The 15,750-nt window shown below is 63.0% G+C and carries 14 protein-coding genes; 4 read left to right on the top strand and 10 right to left on the bottom strand.

Annotation, left to right across the window (positions count from 1 at the left end):
* Positions 1 to 32 precede the first annotated feature (32 nt).
* The 8 genes from ribD to AC56QP_RS03540 form a co-directional block, all read right to left on the bottom strand.
* A complete protein-coding gene (ribD, locus tag AC56QP_RS03505; RefSeq protein WP_489860920.1) occupies positions 33 to 1,157 on the bottom strand; it encodes a bifunctional diaminohydroxyphosphoribosylaminopyrimidine deaminase/5-amino-6-(5-phosphoribosylamino)uracil reductase RibD in 1,125 nt (374 codons plus the stop codon).
* Between the two features lie 2 nt (positions 1,158 to 1,159).
* Entirely contained in the window at positions 1,160 to 1,639 is a 480-nt protein-coding gene (gene nrdR, locus AC56QP_RS03510; protein WP_091578115.1) for a transcriptional regulator NrdR, read from the bottom strand.
* 438 nt (positions 1,640 to 2,077) lie between these two features.
* Entirely contained in the window at positions 2,078 to 3,391 is a 1,314-nt protein-coding gene (gene glyA, locus AC56QP_RS03515; protein WP_091578113.1) for a serine hydroxymethyltransferase, read from the bottom strand.
* A 172-nt stretch (positions 3,392 to 3,563) separates the two neighbouring features.
* Complete coding sequence (locus AC56QP_RS03520) at positions 3,564 to 5,204, bottom strand: Na+/H+ antiporter (RefSeq protein WP_489860919.1); 1,641 nt, start codon at positions 5,202 to 5,204, stop codon at positions 3,564 to 3,566.
* A 104-nt stretch (positions 5,205 to 5,308) separates the two neighbouring features.
* A complete protein-coding gene (locus AC56QP_RS03525) occupies positions 5,309 to 6,562 on the bottom strand; it encodes a L,D-transpeptidase family protein (RefSeq protein ID WP_489860918.1) in 1,254 nt (417 codons plus the stop codon).
* 492 nt (positions 6,563 to 7,054) lie between these two features.
* A complete protein-coding gene (gene ldtR, locus AC56QP_RS03530) occupies positions 7,055 to 7,570 on the bottom strand; it encodes a transcriptional regulator LdtR (protein WP_013896002.1) in 516 nt (171 codons plus the stop codon).
* 240 nt (positions 7,571 to 7,810) lie between these two features.
* Positions 7,811 to 8,233: a DUF6163 family protein gene (locus AC56QP_RS03535; RefSeq protein ID WP_489860917.1), complete on the bottom strand. Its 423-nt coding sequence runs from the start codon at positions 8,231 to 8,233 to the stop codon at positions 7,811 to 7,813.
* Entirely contained in the window at positions 8,230 to 9,273 is a 1,044-nt protein-coding gene (locus AC56QP_RS03540; protein WP_489860916.1) for an enoyl-CoA hydratase/isomerase family protein, read from the bottom strand. Before AC56QP_RS03540 ends, AC56QP_RS03535 begins: the two co-directional genes overlap by 4 nt.
* A gap of 187 nt (positions 9,274 to 9,460) precedes the next feature.
* Here AC56QP_RS03540 and AC56QP_RS03545 point away from each other — a divergent pair, with 187 nt between their 5' ends.
* From AC56QP_RS03545 to AC56QP_RS03555, 3 genes are all read left to right on the top strand, one after another.
* On the top strand, positions 9,461 to 10,285 hold the full coding sequence (locus AC56QP_RS03545) for a DUF8605 domain-containing protein (RefSeq protein WP_489860915.1): 825 nt from the start codon (positions 9,461 to 9,463) through the stop codon (positions 10,283 to 10,285).
* Between the two features lie 86 nt (positions 10,286 to 10,371).
* Entirely contained in the window at positions 10,372 to 11,403 is a 1,032-nt protein-coding gene (gene hemB / locus AC56QP_RS03550) for a porphobilinogen synthase (RefSeq protein ID WP_489860914.1), read from the top strand.
* Positions 11,404 to 11,622: 219 nt separating this feature from the next.
* A complete protein-coding gene (locus AC56QP_RS03555) occupies positions 11,623 to 12,270 on the top strand; it encodes a dihydrofolate reductase family protein (protein ID WP_489860913.1) in 648 nt (215 codons plus the stop codon).
* Between the two features lie 51 nt (positions 12,271 to 12,321).
* Here the strand turns inward: AC56QP_RS03555 and ppk2 are convergent, their stop codons facing one another.
* Positions 12,322 to 13,242, bottom strand: a complete 921-nt coding sequence (ppk2, locus tag AC56QP_RS03560) for a polyphosphate kinase 2 (protein WP_489860912.1) — start codon at positions 13,240 to 13,242, stop codon at positions 12,322 to 12,324.
* Positions 13,243 to 13,514: 272 nt separating this feature from the next.
* Here ppk2 and AC56QP_RS03565 point away from each other — a divergent pair, with 272 nt between their 5' ends.
* A complete protein-coding gene (locus AC56QP_RS03565; protein ID WP_489860911.1) occupies positions 13,515 to 14,558 on the top strand; it encodes an aldo/keto reductase in 1,044 nt (347 codons plus the stop codon).
* A gap of 130 nt (positions 14,559 to 14,688) precedes the next feature.
* Here AC56QP_RS03565 and AC56QP_RS03570 read toward each other — a convergent pair whose 3' ends face one another.
* Entirely contained in the window at positions 14,689 to 15,660 is a 972-nt protein-coding gene (locus AC56QP_RS03570; RefSeq protein ID WP_489860910.1) for a glycosyl transferase family 90, read from the bottom strand.
* Between the last annotated feature and the right edge of the window lie 90 nt (positions 15,661 to 15,750).

Below are 15,750 nucleotides of genomic sequence, written 5' to 3' on the forward strand. Positions count from 1 at the left end.
CTATCCCGGTTCCCACTTTTCGGGACCATGATCTAGATATCCCTTACCCACTCTGCATAGCTGTCTTCGCCGAAACGCATGTCGCGAAGCTTGCGAAATCCTGCCGGGATGTGGTCAGCGTCGATCGGCGATCCAATGCCGTCATCGCCGATCGCTTCGGGCCCCTGGAACAGCACGATACGGTCGACCAGCCCATCGGCCAGGAAAGCCTTGGCCACCTTGGCGCCGCCCTCGACCAGGACACTTGCCATGCCGAGCGCGGCGAGATCCTCGAGCAGCTCCGGCAGCGCGACGCCGCCTTCATGTGTTTCTGTGCCGATGAAGCGCACGCCGGCGCGTTCGAGTGCTGCCCGCCGCAGCGGATCGGCCTCCAGGCAAGCGGCGACGTAGAGCGGCACCCGGTCCACGCCCGAAACCAGCTTGGAGGCCTCCGGCAACCTGATCTGCCTGTCGAGCACGATGCGCGCTGGCGAACGGTTCTCCAGTCCGGGCAGCCGCACCGTCAGTGCCGGATCGTCCTCCAGCGCGGTGCCAATGCCGACCAGTATGCCGTCGGCCTCGGCCCGCATCAGATACACCTCGCGACGGGCGATATCACCGGTGATCGACACCTGCCCCTCGCCTTCCCTGCCGATCTTGCCGTCGCTGGAAAGCGCAAGCTTGAGAATCACTTCGGGCCGTTTTTTCAACGATCGAATCAGATAGCCGGCCATCTGCTCGGCGGCTTCCACCGCCAGTACCTTTTCGACCACCTCGACACCCGCGGCGCGCAGGATCGCATAGCCCTTGCCGGACACGCGCGGATCGGGATCGCTGGCGGCGCCGACGACGCGAGCGACACCGGCATTGACCAGCGCGTTGGCGCAAGGCGGCGTCCGGCCATGGTGGGCGCAAGGTTCCAGCGTCACATAGGCGGTGGCGCCACGCGCCAGCTCGCCGGCCTCGGCCAGGGCCTCGGTCTCGGCGTGCGGGCGGCCGCCGACCGCGGTGACGCCGGTGCCGACGATCATCGGCCCGGCGCCGTCATCGCGTATGATCAGCGTGCCGACGGAGGGATTGGTCGAAGTGCGCCCGGCATTCTTCCGCGACAGTCTGAGCGCCGCCGCCATGAAACGGCGATCAAGGGCGGCCTGTCCGGTCTTGTCGCTTGCGGTCATGCTCAGCTGGCGTCCTCTTCGCCCTTTGTTTCATCTCCCTTGAGCTCGCCGAGCAATTCGTGGAAATCCTTGGCCTCGCGAAAATTGCGGTAGACCGAGGCGAAGCGCACATAGGCGACATCGTCGAGCGACTTCAGTGCTTCCATGACCAGCCGGCCGACTTCGCCGGAGGCCACTTCCGTTTCACCGGAGCTTTCGAGCTGGCGCACGATGCCTGTCACCGCTCGGTCGATGCGCTCCGGATCGACATTGCGCTTGCGGACGGCGATCTCCACCGAGCGCAGCAGCTTGTCGCGGTCGAACGGCACTTTTCGGCCGGACTTTTTCACCACCACCAGGTCGCGTAGCTGGACGCGTTCGAAGGTGGTGAAGCGGCCGCCGCAATCGGGGCAGACACGCCGCCTGCGGATCGCCGCGCCATCCTCGGCGGGGCGCGAATCCTTCACCTGCGTATCTTCGGACTGGCAATAGGGACAGCGCATGGAGAGCCTTGGGTTCGCGAATCTCGTGGGACGAAAGGCTTAGTGCTTTTTACAACGATGGCAAAGCATGCACGGCCCTTCGCGCCTCAGAGATAGCGAGGCGCAAGGAAAATTGCGAGAGCAGCCAGCAGCCGGACGGCGATGCCGCCAAGCACGGCCAGCCGGTAGTCGACCTTGTCGGAAGGCGAGATAGGCGGGGATGGTCACCCCGGCCAGACAGGCCTCGCGAAAGGCCACGGCCGTGGTCTGAGCCGGGGCAGCTTGCGTGGGTGCGGTTTAGGCCAAGGTGATGCCTGGGAGCGGCAGGGCGGCCAAAGCGGTCGGGGCGCGCGCGGCGCCGCCGAGACGAAACATGCCTATCATCAAGGCTCCTGTGGATCACACCGGCCTTGCCGCGACGCTTGTCGTCGTGACAAGGCGGCGAGACCCGAAGTCTCGTCAGCCGAGATAGGGATAGAGCGGGAAACGATCGGTCAGCGCCATCACCTTGGCCTTGACCGCCGCTTCGACAGCAGCATTGCCCTCGTCGGAGTTGGCGACCTTGAGACCATCCAGCACTTCGGCGATCAGCTTGCCGATCTCGCGGAACTCGGCCTGGCCGAAGCCTCGCGTGGTACCGGCCGGGGTGCCGAGACGCACGCCCGAGGTGACGAAAGGCTTTTCAGGGTCGAACGGAATGCCATTCTTGTTGCAGGTGATGTTGGCGCGACCGAGCGCTGCCTCGGCGCGCTTGCCGGTGGCGTTCTTGGGACGCAGGTCGACCAGCATCAGGTGGTTGTCGGTGCCACCGGAGACGATGTCGAGCCCGGTTTCCTTCAGGCTCGCGGCCAGCGCCTTGGCATTGGCGGCGACGCTTTCGGCGTAGACCTTGAAGCTCGGCTTCAGCGCCTCACCGAATGCGACCGCCTTGGCGGCGATGACATGCATCAGCGGGCCACCCTGTAGGCCGGGGAACACCGCCGAGTTCATCTTCTTGGCGATCTCCTCGTCATTGCACAGGATCATGCCGCCGCGCGGGCCGCGCAGCGATTTGTGCGTGGTGGTCGTGACCACATGCGCGTGCGGCAGCGGCGACGGATGCACGCCGCCGGCGACGAGACCGGCGATATGAGCCATGTCGACCATCAGATAGGCGCCGACCGCATCGGCGATCTCGCGAAAGCGCTTCCAGTCCCAGACGCGCGAATAGGCGGTGCCACCGGCCAGGATCAGCTTCGGCTTGGTCTCGTGGGCGGTCTTCTCGATGGCGTCCATATCGAGCAGATGGTCATCCTTGCGCACGCCGTAGGAGACCACCTTGAACCATTTGCCGCTCATGTTGACCGGCGAGCCGTGGGTCAGATGGCCGCCGGAATTGAGGTCGAGGCCCATGAAGGTGTCGCCGGGCTGCAGCAGCGCCAGGAACACCGCCTGGTTCATCTGGCTGCCGGAGTTTGGCTGGACGTTGGCGAAGTTGCAGCCGAAGAGCTTTTTCGCCCGCTCGATGGCCAGTTCCTCGGCCACATCGACGAACTGGCAGCCGCCATAGTAGCGCTTGCCCGGATAGCCCTCGGCATATTTGTTGGTCATGATCGACCCCTGCGCTTCGAGCACGGCGCGCGAGACGATGTTTTCAGAGGCAATCAGCTCGATCTCGTGGCGCTGGCGACCAAGCTCGTTGCGGATGGCGCCGAAAATCTCCGGATCGGCATCGGCAAGCGTGGTTTCGAAGAAGGATTCGAATTTGTTCGACACTGCCGCTGCTGTTGCCATGGCTTGAAATCCTCGGAGTTCGGGGGTCGATCTTTGTTGAGCATGTCGTCGTCCTGAACCGCTGCGTAGTTTTGGGCGACATTCGCCGCGCATTAACACAGTTGCTTTCGCCTCGCCACGTTTGCAGCGCGAAATTTGCTGGCCGGTTTGCGGCAGAAGGGCCGCGAGACCGCTATTTCCTTTTCTGCCGACCCGTCAGCAAAGCTTCGGTGAGGGTGATCTCGGAAAACAGGGCCCGCATCGTATGGTCGTTGATCTCGCGGCTGCGAAACATTGCCCGGACGGCGGTGCGTTCCGCCTCGATGCCGGCGAGCCTGAGTTCGAGCTCCAGCTTCCCGGCTTCGCGGGCCTCGGCGCGCGCTTCGTCGGCCTCGTCGGAGGCGGCGATGCGGCGCCGGTAGCCGGCGACGATGCTGTCGGCGACGGCCAGCCTGGCCTCCGCCACCTCGCCCTCGCCTGCGTCATTGGCGATGCTCTCGATCCTGGCGATGGCAGCATTGGCCGCGCCGACTCGCGCCCGGCGCTCTTCGGCCGCAGCTGGATCCTCGCCCGGTTCGACCAGCCCGCGCGCGATCTTCGGCAAGGCAAGGCTGGCGATGGTGAGCGAGCAGATGATGACGCCGGCTGCGAGGAAGATGACAACATCGCGCGCCGGAAACGGCGAACCATCCGGCATGGCGAGCGGCAAGGACAGGATGCCGGCCAGCGTGACGGCGCCGCGCACGCCTGCAACCGAACCGGCGAGCCGGACGCGCAGGCCGAACACCTTGGCCTTGCGCTTGCCCAGCCGCGCGGCGATCGCCTGCGCGATATCGCCAATCCAGATCCATACGAAGCGCAGGCCGATCAGGCACAGCGTCAGAGCCAGTATTGTGGCGACCGGCTCCGCCAGCCAATGCCGGCTGGTGAGTTCGGGCGGAACGTTACGGATGATATCGGGCAGCTGCAGGCCGAGCAGGATGAAGAGCGCGCCGTTGAAGACGAAGGACAGCGTCGTCCACAGCGACATCGTCTGCATGCGCGCCGAGACGCCAAGATAACGGAAAATGCCGGAGCCGCCAGTCAGCAAGCCGGCGGTGACCGCAGCCAGGATGCCGGAGGCGCCGGCATGTTCGGCGCCGAGATAAGCGATGAAGGGTATCAGGATCATGACCAGCACCTGCGCCTCGGCCGGCACGCCGCCGATGCGGCTCAAGAGCTGCAGCGTCTTGGCGGCGACGATCAGCGCCGCCACGCCGGCCAGGATGCCGGCCGCCACGGCATAAAGAAAGCTCAGCGAGGCCGCCGCGAAGGAAAAGCTGCCGGTCAATGCCGCCGCCACGGCGAAGCGGAACATGACGAGGCCCGATGCGTCGTTGAGCAGCGACTCGCCTTCCAGGATGTGCATCAGCCGCGCCGGCACGACGTTCCTGTCGACGATCGAGGACACCGCGACCGCGTCGGTCGGCGACAGTACGGCGGCAAGCGCGAAAGCGACGACCAGCGGGATGCTCGGCACCAGCCAGTGCAGGGCATAGCCGAAACCGACGACGGTGAAGAAGACGAGCCCGATGGCAAGGTCCAGGATCGGCCCGCGCAGCGCTATGAGTTCGCGCTTCGGCGCGGCAACGGCATCTGCAAACAGCAGCGGCGGAATGAACACCAGCAGGAACAGATCCGGATCGATCTCGACATGGATACCGCGCACCGGCCAGGCGAGTGCGGCTCCTATGGCGATCTGCAGCACCGGCAACGGCACCCGCACCAGTCGCACCAGCGCGCCGGAGACCGCGACGAAGACGAGCACGACCAGGATGAAGACGGCGACCTGCATGGGCGCGTTTCCGAGTGTTTTCCGGACCATGCGCAAACAGCTCCGGTCCGTCCAGAAAAAGAAAAGGCCGCCCGAAGGCGGCCTTTGCGATACCGAGAAGCCTGTTAGAGCGCCGACGTGATCTGTAGCTCGTTGGCGCCGTCGAGCGCGTAGACGTCGTCGCGGAACTGCACAACGCCCGGGCCTGTCGACCAGGCCGAGAGATAGAGGAAATGCACCGGCACCGGGTTGGTGATCTGGATCGGCGTGTTTTCGCCAGTCTTGATCGCCGCCTCGAAATGCTGGCGGTCCCAGCCGGGCGTGTCGCGCAGAATCCAGGTGACGAGGTCGCGCACGTTCTGCACGCGCACGCAGCCCGAGGAATCGAAACGCATCATCTTGCCGAACAGGCTCTGCTGCGGGGTGTCGTGCATATAGACGCCGTCCGGGCTCGGAAAATTGATCTTCACCGAGGCCATCGCGTTGCCCGCGCCCGGATCCTGGCGGAAGCGGTACTTCGCCGCGTCGTCAGTCGACCAGTCGACATTGAGCGGATCGACCTCGCTGCCGTCTGGAGCGAACAGGCGGATATGGCTGTCCTTCAGATAATTGGGATCCTTCCGCATCAGCGGAATGATGTCCTTGCGCACGATCGAGACCGGCGCGTTCCAGTAAGGATTGACGATGATCTCGTTGATCTTGGAATTGACGATCGGCGTCTGGCGATCGATCTTGCCGACGATCGCGGTGTGGCGAAGCACGACGCGGTCGTTCTCGACCGCTTCGACCTGCGCCGCCGGAATGTCGACCAGCACATAGCGGCTACCCAGCGTGCCGGCCTTCTCCTTCAGCCGCTGCAGATTGGTCTGCAACTGGCCAAGCCGGATCTGCGCCGAGACATTCATCGCGGCATAGGTGTACTTGCCCATTGAGCCGTCAGCCGGCAGGCCGTGGCGCAACTGGAAGCGCTTGACCGCCGAGTCGACATAGGAATCGAAGGCCGTTGAAACGCCGGCGCTCTGCGCAAGGTCGCCGGAAACCATCAGACGCTTGCGCAACGGCACGACATCCGGATCATCGACGCCGAGTTCCAGTTTCTTGGTCGCGGGGACCTCCACCCAGCCGCCCTGCGCGACAATATTCTGATACTGGGCGACCGCCTGCTCCGTAAAGGCAACGGTCTGCAGGCTGAAAATCGGCAGTGTCGAGGCCACCTTGCCGCCCTCGCTGGCGCGAGCGTCAAACTGATCGTCCCAATTGCCGCGGGCCGACGATTTCAGGATATCCCCGATCACATCCTGCGCATTGGCGCCGCCGGCGACCATCGCTGCTGCGAGCGCGGAGGCTCCGGAGAGGAAAAAACGGCGGCTGGTTCTCATAGACGTTCCAGACATTCTTGTAGCGTTCGATCTACTGCATTCGGTTATCGGGCGATCTCGCCCGCACTCTAGAGTTGGCAACCTTAACAATTGACCAACCATGTCCGCATCAGTTCGGCCACAAACGCGCGGGGCACGATACGGGTTCCAGGTGAAGGCACGGCTTTCACCACAGCATCACCGACATCCTCGGTCCCATTGGAATATGGCGGCAACGTGGCTTCCGGCCGAATTTGGCCCGGCCGTCACGGCGAAATGAAAGACCCGTGCTCTTTCGGTACCGATCGGCGATCGCCTGCATGACGTCATCGGGTGAACCACCAGCCATTGACGAAACAACGACTAGCCCCGCAAAGTCCGCTGACAGCCGTAACCCGAAGATCGTGAAACCCAAAAGAAAAGGCCGGTGCTTTCGGCCCCGGCCCTGACTGAAGGTCGCTGTTTCGGCCGCGCTTCTTTGGCGCGGGCCAGATCCGATGCGCCGGATGCGCCTTACATCCGGTAGGCGATGGTGTCGTTCCAGAAGCGGTCGAGCCGCTGCAGGGCGCGGTTCATCTGCTTGAACTCGTCGGTGTTGATACCGCCGACCTGTTCGATCGAGCCGACATGGCGCTCATAAAGGCCGGCGACGACGTCAGCCACTTCGTTGCCCTTCGGCGTCAGCGAGACACGAACCGAGCGGCGGTCGATGCGCGAGCGCTGGTGGTTGATGAAGCCGAGATCGACCAACTTCTTCAGATTGTAGGAGACGTTGGAGCCGAGGTAGTAGCCCCGCGAGCGCAGTTCGCCGGCGGTCAGCTCGGAGTTGCCGATGTTGAACAGCAGCAGCGCCTGGATGGCATTGATGTCGGAACGGCCGTTGCGGTCGAACTCGTCCTTGATCACGTCAAGCAGGCGGCGGTGCAGCCGCTCAACAAGCTGCAGCGATTCCATGTACAGCGAACGGATAGCCTCGCGGCGATCGTCGGATACGTTGGCGGTCTTCGCCGCCGGACGCGAATTGATCATTGTCTTTGCCTCTCGTTTGTCGCCCTGGTGATTTTTTGTTTTTCACCTTGATCGCGACACTATCGAATACTCATAAAATTCGACTTAAACGCTAGGGCTAACAAGAGCTTACCGGTAAGAGGTTTCGAAAGAGGCTTAACGAACGGTCACCCGAGCAAGGATAATTAACCTAAAGATTTAGCCAAGGATTTTGGAGGCCCAATTCGCCCCCTGTTGGACCGCGCGGGCGCCCACCGGGCCTTACCCTCGCACCGGCCGCTTCTGCATATGGATGACGACGCGGAAGACGATATAGAGCACCGCCACCGCCGAATGCGAGACGATGATCAAAGGGCGGGAGCCGAAAAGTTCGGGAAAGCCGGCATACATGACGATCTCGGTCACCGCGCAGATGAACCAGATCACCGGTCCCCAGGAGGCCAGCATCCACAGGCCTGCAGCGGCGAAGGGGAAGAACACGGCCAGCACCACCGCCGCCACCTGCCAGTGGACCGGCATCAGATCGAAGCGCCATAGCGAGCCCGGATAGAAGCCGATCAGCTTGATCCAGTACAAGATGCCGAACAGCAGGCAGTAGCCTGATATGACGCGCTGGAACCAGGCGAATATCACCTCGACCGTCGAGGGCTGGAGCACGACGCGTCTCGAGGTCACCTCGCTCACAGTTTGAGCTCCCGTTCGCCGAGCGAGGCAAAATAGGCGTCGACATCCGCCTCGCTGACCGCAGCAAGGCTGGCGGGCCGCCATTGCGGCTTCGAACCCTTGTCGATGATGGCGGCGCGGATGCCCTCGTAGAAATCATGGCCTGCCAGCATCCGGTTGAGGATGCGGAACTCCATCTTCATGCAATCATCCATCGACAGTGTCAGCCCGGCGCTGATCTGGCGCCAGGCGACGCGAAGGCTGGTCGGCGAGCGCGTAAGGATCGTCGCCAGCGTCCTTGCCGCGAAATCGTCGGTGCTTGCCGCCTGTTCCAGGCTGTCGATGACGGCCTTGAGCGATGGTTGCGAAAAATGGCTGGATATTGCCTGCAGCGTCGGGCCGTCGGTCTCGCGCTTCGCCTGAGCGAAGAAACCGCGCAGTACCGTTTCCGGATCGCCGGTCAGCGTCATCTGGTCGAGGAAGCCGGCCTGGTCCTCGGCCTTGATGGTGTGGGTAGCCAGCCCCGACCACAGCGCGTCGCCATAGCGGATGCGATTGCCGGTCAACGCCAGATACATGCCGAACGAGCCGCCGAGATCAGGCAGCAGATGGCTGGCGCCGACGTCCGGAAAAAAGCCGATGCCGACCTCCGGCATGGCGAACTGGGCATTCTCGGTCATCACCCGGTGCGAGCCGTGGAAGGAGATACCAACGCCACCGCCCATGACGATGCCGTCGATGAGCGCCACATAGGGTTTCTCGAAGCGCGCGATCTGGGCGTTGAGGCGATACTCGTCGGCGAAGAACTCGACCGGCGGCTTTCCAGCCCGGCCGGCTTCATAGATGTGCAGGATATCGCCACCGGCCGAGAACGCCCTGCCCTCGGCCTTCACGACCACGACATCCACAGCGTCGTCGCGCTCCCAGCAATGCAGCGCTTCGCCCAGCGCCTTGACCATGCGGTGCGTCACGGCATTGAGCGCCTGCGGCCGCGTCAGCGTGACGACGGCTGCCCTGCCCAACCGTTCGAAGCGAATTTCGTCGCCTCCACCAAAATCCATCGCCAGAGAATCCCTCCCCCGCGCCTGCGGGACTGAAGTGCTAAAGGCGGCGCATGGGTGCGTCAATGGCAGCAGTCCGTCGGCCACTGTCTTGGCCACCGGCGGCGGCCGGTGCTACGAAGATCACCGCCGTTGCCAGCCGTGCGCCGATACCGTGCGCTGCCGACGGCTTAGGGGGCGGATGGCCATGTCCAGATTTTTGCGTCTCACACTGTTGACCGTCGCGCTAATGGTCGCCGGCCTTGCACCGCGCGCGGCTTTCGCCGCCACGCCCGACGAGCTCTATCAGTCACAGACGATCGTCACCGGCCAGGGCGAAGTGAACAGGCAGATCGGCTTCAAAGACTGCCTGGACCGGGTGCTGGTCAGGGTTTCCGGCGACCAGCGGCTGCCGAAGAAACCCGAAATGGCTGGTCTGCGCGACAAGGCCGGCAGCTTCGTCGATTCCTTCCGCTATCATGACAGGCTGGAAGGCATTCCGGTGCATGACGAGCAAGGCACGCATGACCGGCCGCATGATCTCAGCTGCCTCTACAAGCCGACGGTCATCGACAAAGTGCTTGGCGAACTCGGCAGCAAGCCGTGGCTTGGCGAGCGGCCACGGCTCGCCGTGTTCCTCACGGCCGAGCAAGGTACAAGGCATTTCGCGCTGACGGCTGATGATCCGCCAGGGCAGGCGATGCGCGAATCCTTCGTCAACGCGACCGGCCCGCTCATGATGCACATCGCATTTCCGCCGGCCTCGTTGATTTCCGGCATGGACGAGAAAGCCGAGCGCGCCGCCGACATGGCAAGCCTGGACCGGCTCGCCCAAAAGGCAGGCGCCGATCAGGCGCTTGCCGGCAGCATGGTCTGGAGCGACAAGGATCTAGGCTGGATCGCCGATTGGCGGGTTGCCATGGCCGGCAAGAGCTACCACTGGCAGGTGCGTGGGGTGAGCTTCGACGAGGCGTTCCGTGTCGCCATAAGGGGCGCGGCGCAGATCCTGTCGGGCAATGGACAACCGAAATAGGACGCGACTGGGTCGCTGGCACAAACGTGTCGCATTGGTCAGCGGCAAGGGCTCGTGGTAAAAGCCGCCGATCTGGAGTTTTGGCGATGAACAAATTCACCCCGACAAAGCCAGCCGGCGCGCGCAGCGTCGACGACATCACCGGCAGCCGCCGTTTGCGCCGCATGCGCAAGGCCGACTGGTCCCGCCGCCTCGTGCAGGAGAACCGGCTGACGGTCGACGACCTGATCTGGCCGATCTTCGTCGTCGACGGCAGACAAGTGCGCGAGCCGATCGCAGCCATGCCTGGCGTCTTCCGCCTGTCGATCGACCTTGCCGTCAAGGAGGCCGAACGCGCGGCCAAGCTCGGCATTCCCGCGCTCGCCACCTTCCCCAATGTCGACATCTCGCTGCGCGACCAGACTGGTTCGCACATCCTCGACCCTGACAACGTCATCAACCGCGCCACCCGCGCGATAAAGGATGCCGTGCCTGGGATCGGCATCATCACCGATGCCGCGCTCGACCCGTTCACCAGCCACGGCCATGACGGCATTTTGCGCGACGGCATCATCGTCAACGACGAGACGGTTGAACAGGTCGCGGCGGCGGCGGTCATCCAGGCGGCTGCCGGTGCCGACATCATTGCGCCGTCCGACATGATGGACGGCCGCATCGGTGCCATCCGCGACGCGCTCGACGCCAATGGCTTCCAGGACGTGGCGATCATGTCCTACGCGACCAAATTCGCCTCGGCCTTCTACGGCCCCTATCGCGAGGCGGTGGGCACCGCCGGCCTGCTCAAGGGCGACAAGAAGACCTATTACATCGACCACGCCAATTCCGACGAGGCGGTGCGCGAAGCCGAGCAGGACATCGCCGAAGGCGCAGACATGCTGATGGTCAAGCCCGGCATGCCCTATCTCGACATCATCCGGCGGCTGAAGGACGAATTCCAGATGCCGACCTTCGCCTACCAGGTGTCGGGCGAATATTCGATGATCAAGGCGGCCGGCGCCAATGGCTGGATCGACGGCGAGAAAGCGATGCTGGAATCGCTGCTCGCCTTCAAACGTGCTGGCTGCGACGGCATTTTGACCTACTTCGCACCTGAAGTGGCGGAGCTGCTCAAGGGATAACTTTCCTTCTCGCGGAGGCCGGTAGCGGCGAGCAAATGCCGGCGATCCGCCTCGACATCCAGGATAATTTCCGGCTGGCGGCCGGGGAACCAGAGCGAAGGTCGTTGGACCAAGTGCCTTAGGCTTCTTCGCGCCCAAAAAATACCGCTTGCAATTCGCAATCGGTTTGCTAAAAAACAGCTGCTTGCAAAATACGATCGGTTGTCGAGGAGGCCTGTCATGCCCAAGCTGCGTGTCAACGCATTCACCCTGTCGCTCGACGGCTACGGCGCCGGTCCCGATCAGGATCTGCAAAATCCGCTCGGCGTCGGCGGGGAATCCTTGCACAAGTGGTTTGTCGATACCCGCACCTTCCGTAAGATGGTGCTCGGACAAGATGGCGGCACCACCGATATCAACGAGGCGTTCGCGGCGCGCAGTTTCGAAAATGTCGGCGCCTGGATCCTCGGCCGCAACATGTTCGGGCCGATCCGCGGTGAATGGCCTGACGAAACCTGGAAAGGCTGGTGGGGCGACAACCCGCCCTATCATGTCCCGGTTTTCGTGCTGACGCACCACAAGCGGGCGCCCATCACCATGGAAGGCGGCACGATTTTCCACTTCGTCACCGACGGCATCCATTCGGCGCTCGAGCAGGCGAAGTCGGCGGCCGAAGGCAAGGATGTGCGGGTGGGTGGCGGCGTCGCCACCATCCGGCAATATCTCCAGGAGAAGCTGATCGACGAGATGCATCTGGCGATCGCGCCGGTGCTGCTCGGGGCCGGCGAGAACCTTTTTGCCGGCCTCGACATGCCCAGGCTTGGATACCAGTGCACTGAACAGGTGGCGACGGCGCTCGCCACCCATGTTGTCATCAAGCGCGGCTAGGTGGAGAGCCTAATCTCCCCCCGCGTGGGGGAGATCGCAGCTTCATCTACCTCAATATTTCTCGGGCACATAAAGCTCGCGCGGCAGTGTCTGGCGCTCGTATTCGGGATTGAACACACGCTCGGGCAGCGTGATCTCCTCGTGTGGTACCTCTTCATACGGCATCTGCTTCAGCAGATGATCGATGCAGTTCAGCCGTGCCCGCTTCTTGTCGTTGCCCTCGACGATGAACCAGGGCGCTTCCGGGATGTTGGTGCGGGCGAAGGTCTCTTCCTTGGCCTTGGTGTATTGTTCCCATCGCACGCGCGACTGCAGGTCCATCGGCGACAGCTTCCACTGCTTCATCGGATCGTGGATGCGCATCAGGAAGCGCATCTGCTGTTCCTCGTCGGTGATCGAGAACCAATATTTGACCACGGTGATGCCGGAGCGGACGAGCATGCGCTCGAACTCCGGCACGTCGCGAAAGAACTCCTCGACCTGATCCGGTTCGGCAAACCCCATCACCCGCTCGACGCCGGAACGATTGTACCAGGAGCGGTCGAACAGCACGATCTCGCCGCCGGCCGGCAGATGCGGGACATAGCGCTGGAAATACCACTGCGATTTCTCGCGCTCGGTGGGCGCCGGCAGCGCCACGACACGGCAGATGCGCGGATTGAGCCGCTGCGTGATGCGCTTGATAACGCCGCCCTTGCCGGCGGAATCGCGGCCCTCGAAGATCACCACCAGCTTCTTCTTGTGATAGGCGACCCAGGACTGCAGCTTGATCAGCTCGGACTGCAGACTGATCAAGTCGCGAAAATATTGCATGCGATCGATCGATGGCGGATGGGCGTTCTTGTAGATCCTGGCGATCTCCATCGACAGTGCCGGCTCCGATATTTCGAGCTCATAGTCCTCGTCGAGCGTGTCGGCGAGCTCGGCTTCAAGCCAGTCCTTGGCCCCGGATTTCAGTGTGGGTTCGTTCATCTGCACCGCTCCGCATGCAAGCTGCCGTCCGTGATCCTGGCAGGCGCCCTCGTCCGGCCGGAAAAGGACCGTGAGCCGACTTGATATAGGCCAGCAATGACGGTTTTATTGCAGTCGGCCAAGGTCCAGGCCGCCGGGGCAGATTCCGCGAGGCATGATCGATCGGTCGTCGTGGCATGGCGACAAGTCATCCAAATTGTCCTACAAATAGCAGCCACATTCGCGGTGCCTTTCGCGGCACCCCTTTTCCAAATGCAATCGCGAGGACTGACATGGAATACCGTACTCTCGGCCGTTCCGGCTTGAAGGTTTCCACACTGACCATGGGCACCATGACCTTCGGCGGCGCCGGCGCGTTCTCCGCGGTCGGCAAGACCGACCTCGACGAGGCGCGCCGGATGATCGATCTGTGCATCGACGCCGGCATCAACGTCATCGACACCGCCAATGTCTATTCGAACGGCATCTCGGAAGAGATCATCGGCGAGGCCCTTGGCGGCAAGCGCAAGGGCGACGTGCTGATCGCCTCCAAGGCACGGATGCGGATCGGCAAAGGTCCGAACGATGAAGGCCTGTCGCGCTATCACCTGATCCGCGAATGCGAGAAGAGCCTGAAGCGGTTGAAGACCGACGTCATCGACATCTACTTCCTGCACGAGTGGGACGGAGTGACGCCACTCGAAGAAACCATCGCCGCGCTCGACACGCTGGCTGCCCAAGGCAAGGTCCGCTATGTCGGCTGCTCCAACTATTCCGGCTGGCAAGTGATGAAGGGGCTCGGCATCAGCGATAGCCATCGCCAGCCGCGCTTCGTCACCCAGCAGATCCACTACACGCTGGAGGCGCGCGAGGCGGAGTACGAGTTGCTGCCGATTTCGGTCGACCAGGGGCTAGGCGTGCTGGTCTGGAGCCCGCTCGCCGGCGGATTGCTGTCGGGCAAATACCGCCGCGACAGCCCCACCGCGCGACAGCTCGCCGGCTGGTCCGAGCCGCCGATCCGCGACGAGGACCGGTTGTGGCGCATCGTCGATGTCCTTGTCGATATCGGCACGCAGCGCGGCGTGTCGGCGGCCCAGGTGGCCCTAGCCTGGCTGCTTGGCCGGCCAGCGGTCTCCTCGCTTGTGATCGGCGCCCGCAACGAAGTCCAGCTCAAGGACAACCTAGCGGCCGCGAGCCTGGTGCTCACCGACGACGAACGCAACCGCCTGGATGCGGTCAGCCGGCCGCCACTGCTCTACCCCTATTGGCACCAGCAATTGACGGCAAGGGACCGGTTCGGCGCCGCCGATCTCGTGATTGACCGAAGCGGCGTGTGACCGCGGGGTTCGACGAGGAGCCCGGCCGGCGCTGTCCGCCGGGCAACTCTATCTTTTTGACGCAATTCCCAAGGGAAAGCGCTACGTGCTTTTCCCGGGAAAACGGTTTCACGCTTTTCCTGGAATTTCTTCAGCCCGTGATGTAGCGCCAGACTTCGGCGTCCGGTTTGATCTGGCCGCTGAGGACGAAGTATTTGTAGAGCACCAGCAGGGAGATCGCCTGCTCGGCCTGCTCGTTGGCGAATGTCCTGCAATAGGCATTCGCAGCGGCGATGATGCGCTCGGCTTGCTCGGGATGGCGTTCGAAATACGCCACGCGTTCGGCAAGATTGGAGAAGTCCGCTTCCAGCGGTACATAATGGACATCAGCCTGGAGCTGTCTCTCCGCGAACCATGTCTCGTAGGTCGGCGGCGGCATCAGGCACAGCGACTTCGAGTTCATGATCCATTTCAGGTTGGTCGCCACGTCATTGCCTTCGAGCGAGACGATGTAGCGATAACGCTGGTGCTGGCTGATGCTGAGGAAGGGCTTGCTGTACTCGGCCGGCGCGTTCGGCTTGTGTGAGCCGGCGTCGCAGAACGGCAGGTCGCGCACGGCGTTCAGAAACCTTGTGCGTATAGGATTGTTGAGGTCGCCGCGCCAGACCACGGCCGGAAGCTTGTCGGCGAACGCGGTTGCGTCGGCAGGCATCTGGAAATGGCGAAACTTGTCGAGCTTCATGATGACCGCATTGCTGTCGTCGGCGACGATCGGCCGGTCCTTGACGATCGAAGGCACCTTCGGCACCTTCCTGACGTCTCCGTATTCCACGTCGATCAGCAGCGCGCGATCGAAGTAGCGGGCAAATTCCTTCAGGTCGTAATAGTACATGGTCGGCGTAAACGGCAGCTCGCCTATGCGCACGGCATCAGCGCTGGGCGTAAACGCATCCTGCAGCTTGTTGTAGTAATTCAGCCGCCGGCGAACCGAAGCGTCCGGGAGCCTTGCCTTTTCGAGGCGAGCGGCCAGCCTGTGGCGAAACAACGCCTGCGGGGCGATATCGCGCGCAAAGTTTCGCGCATAGTAGAAAACCCTTGCCGTCGTTCGCGCAATTGTGGCCATGGTTCACTTGATCAAAACAAGCGGGCGGCTCTCAATATCTTGGCGCCCCGGTTCCTCCTACACCATTGTGCCGCGCATCTTGCAAGCCCC

The organism is Mesorhizobium sp. RCAM 05104, assembly GCF_059683645.1.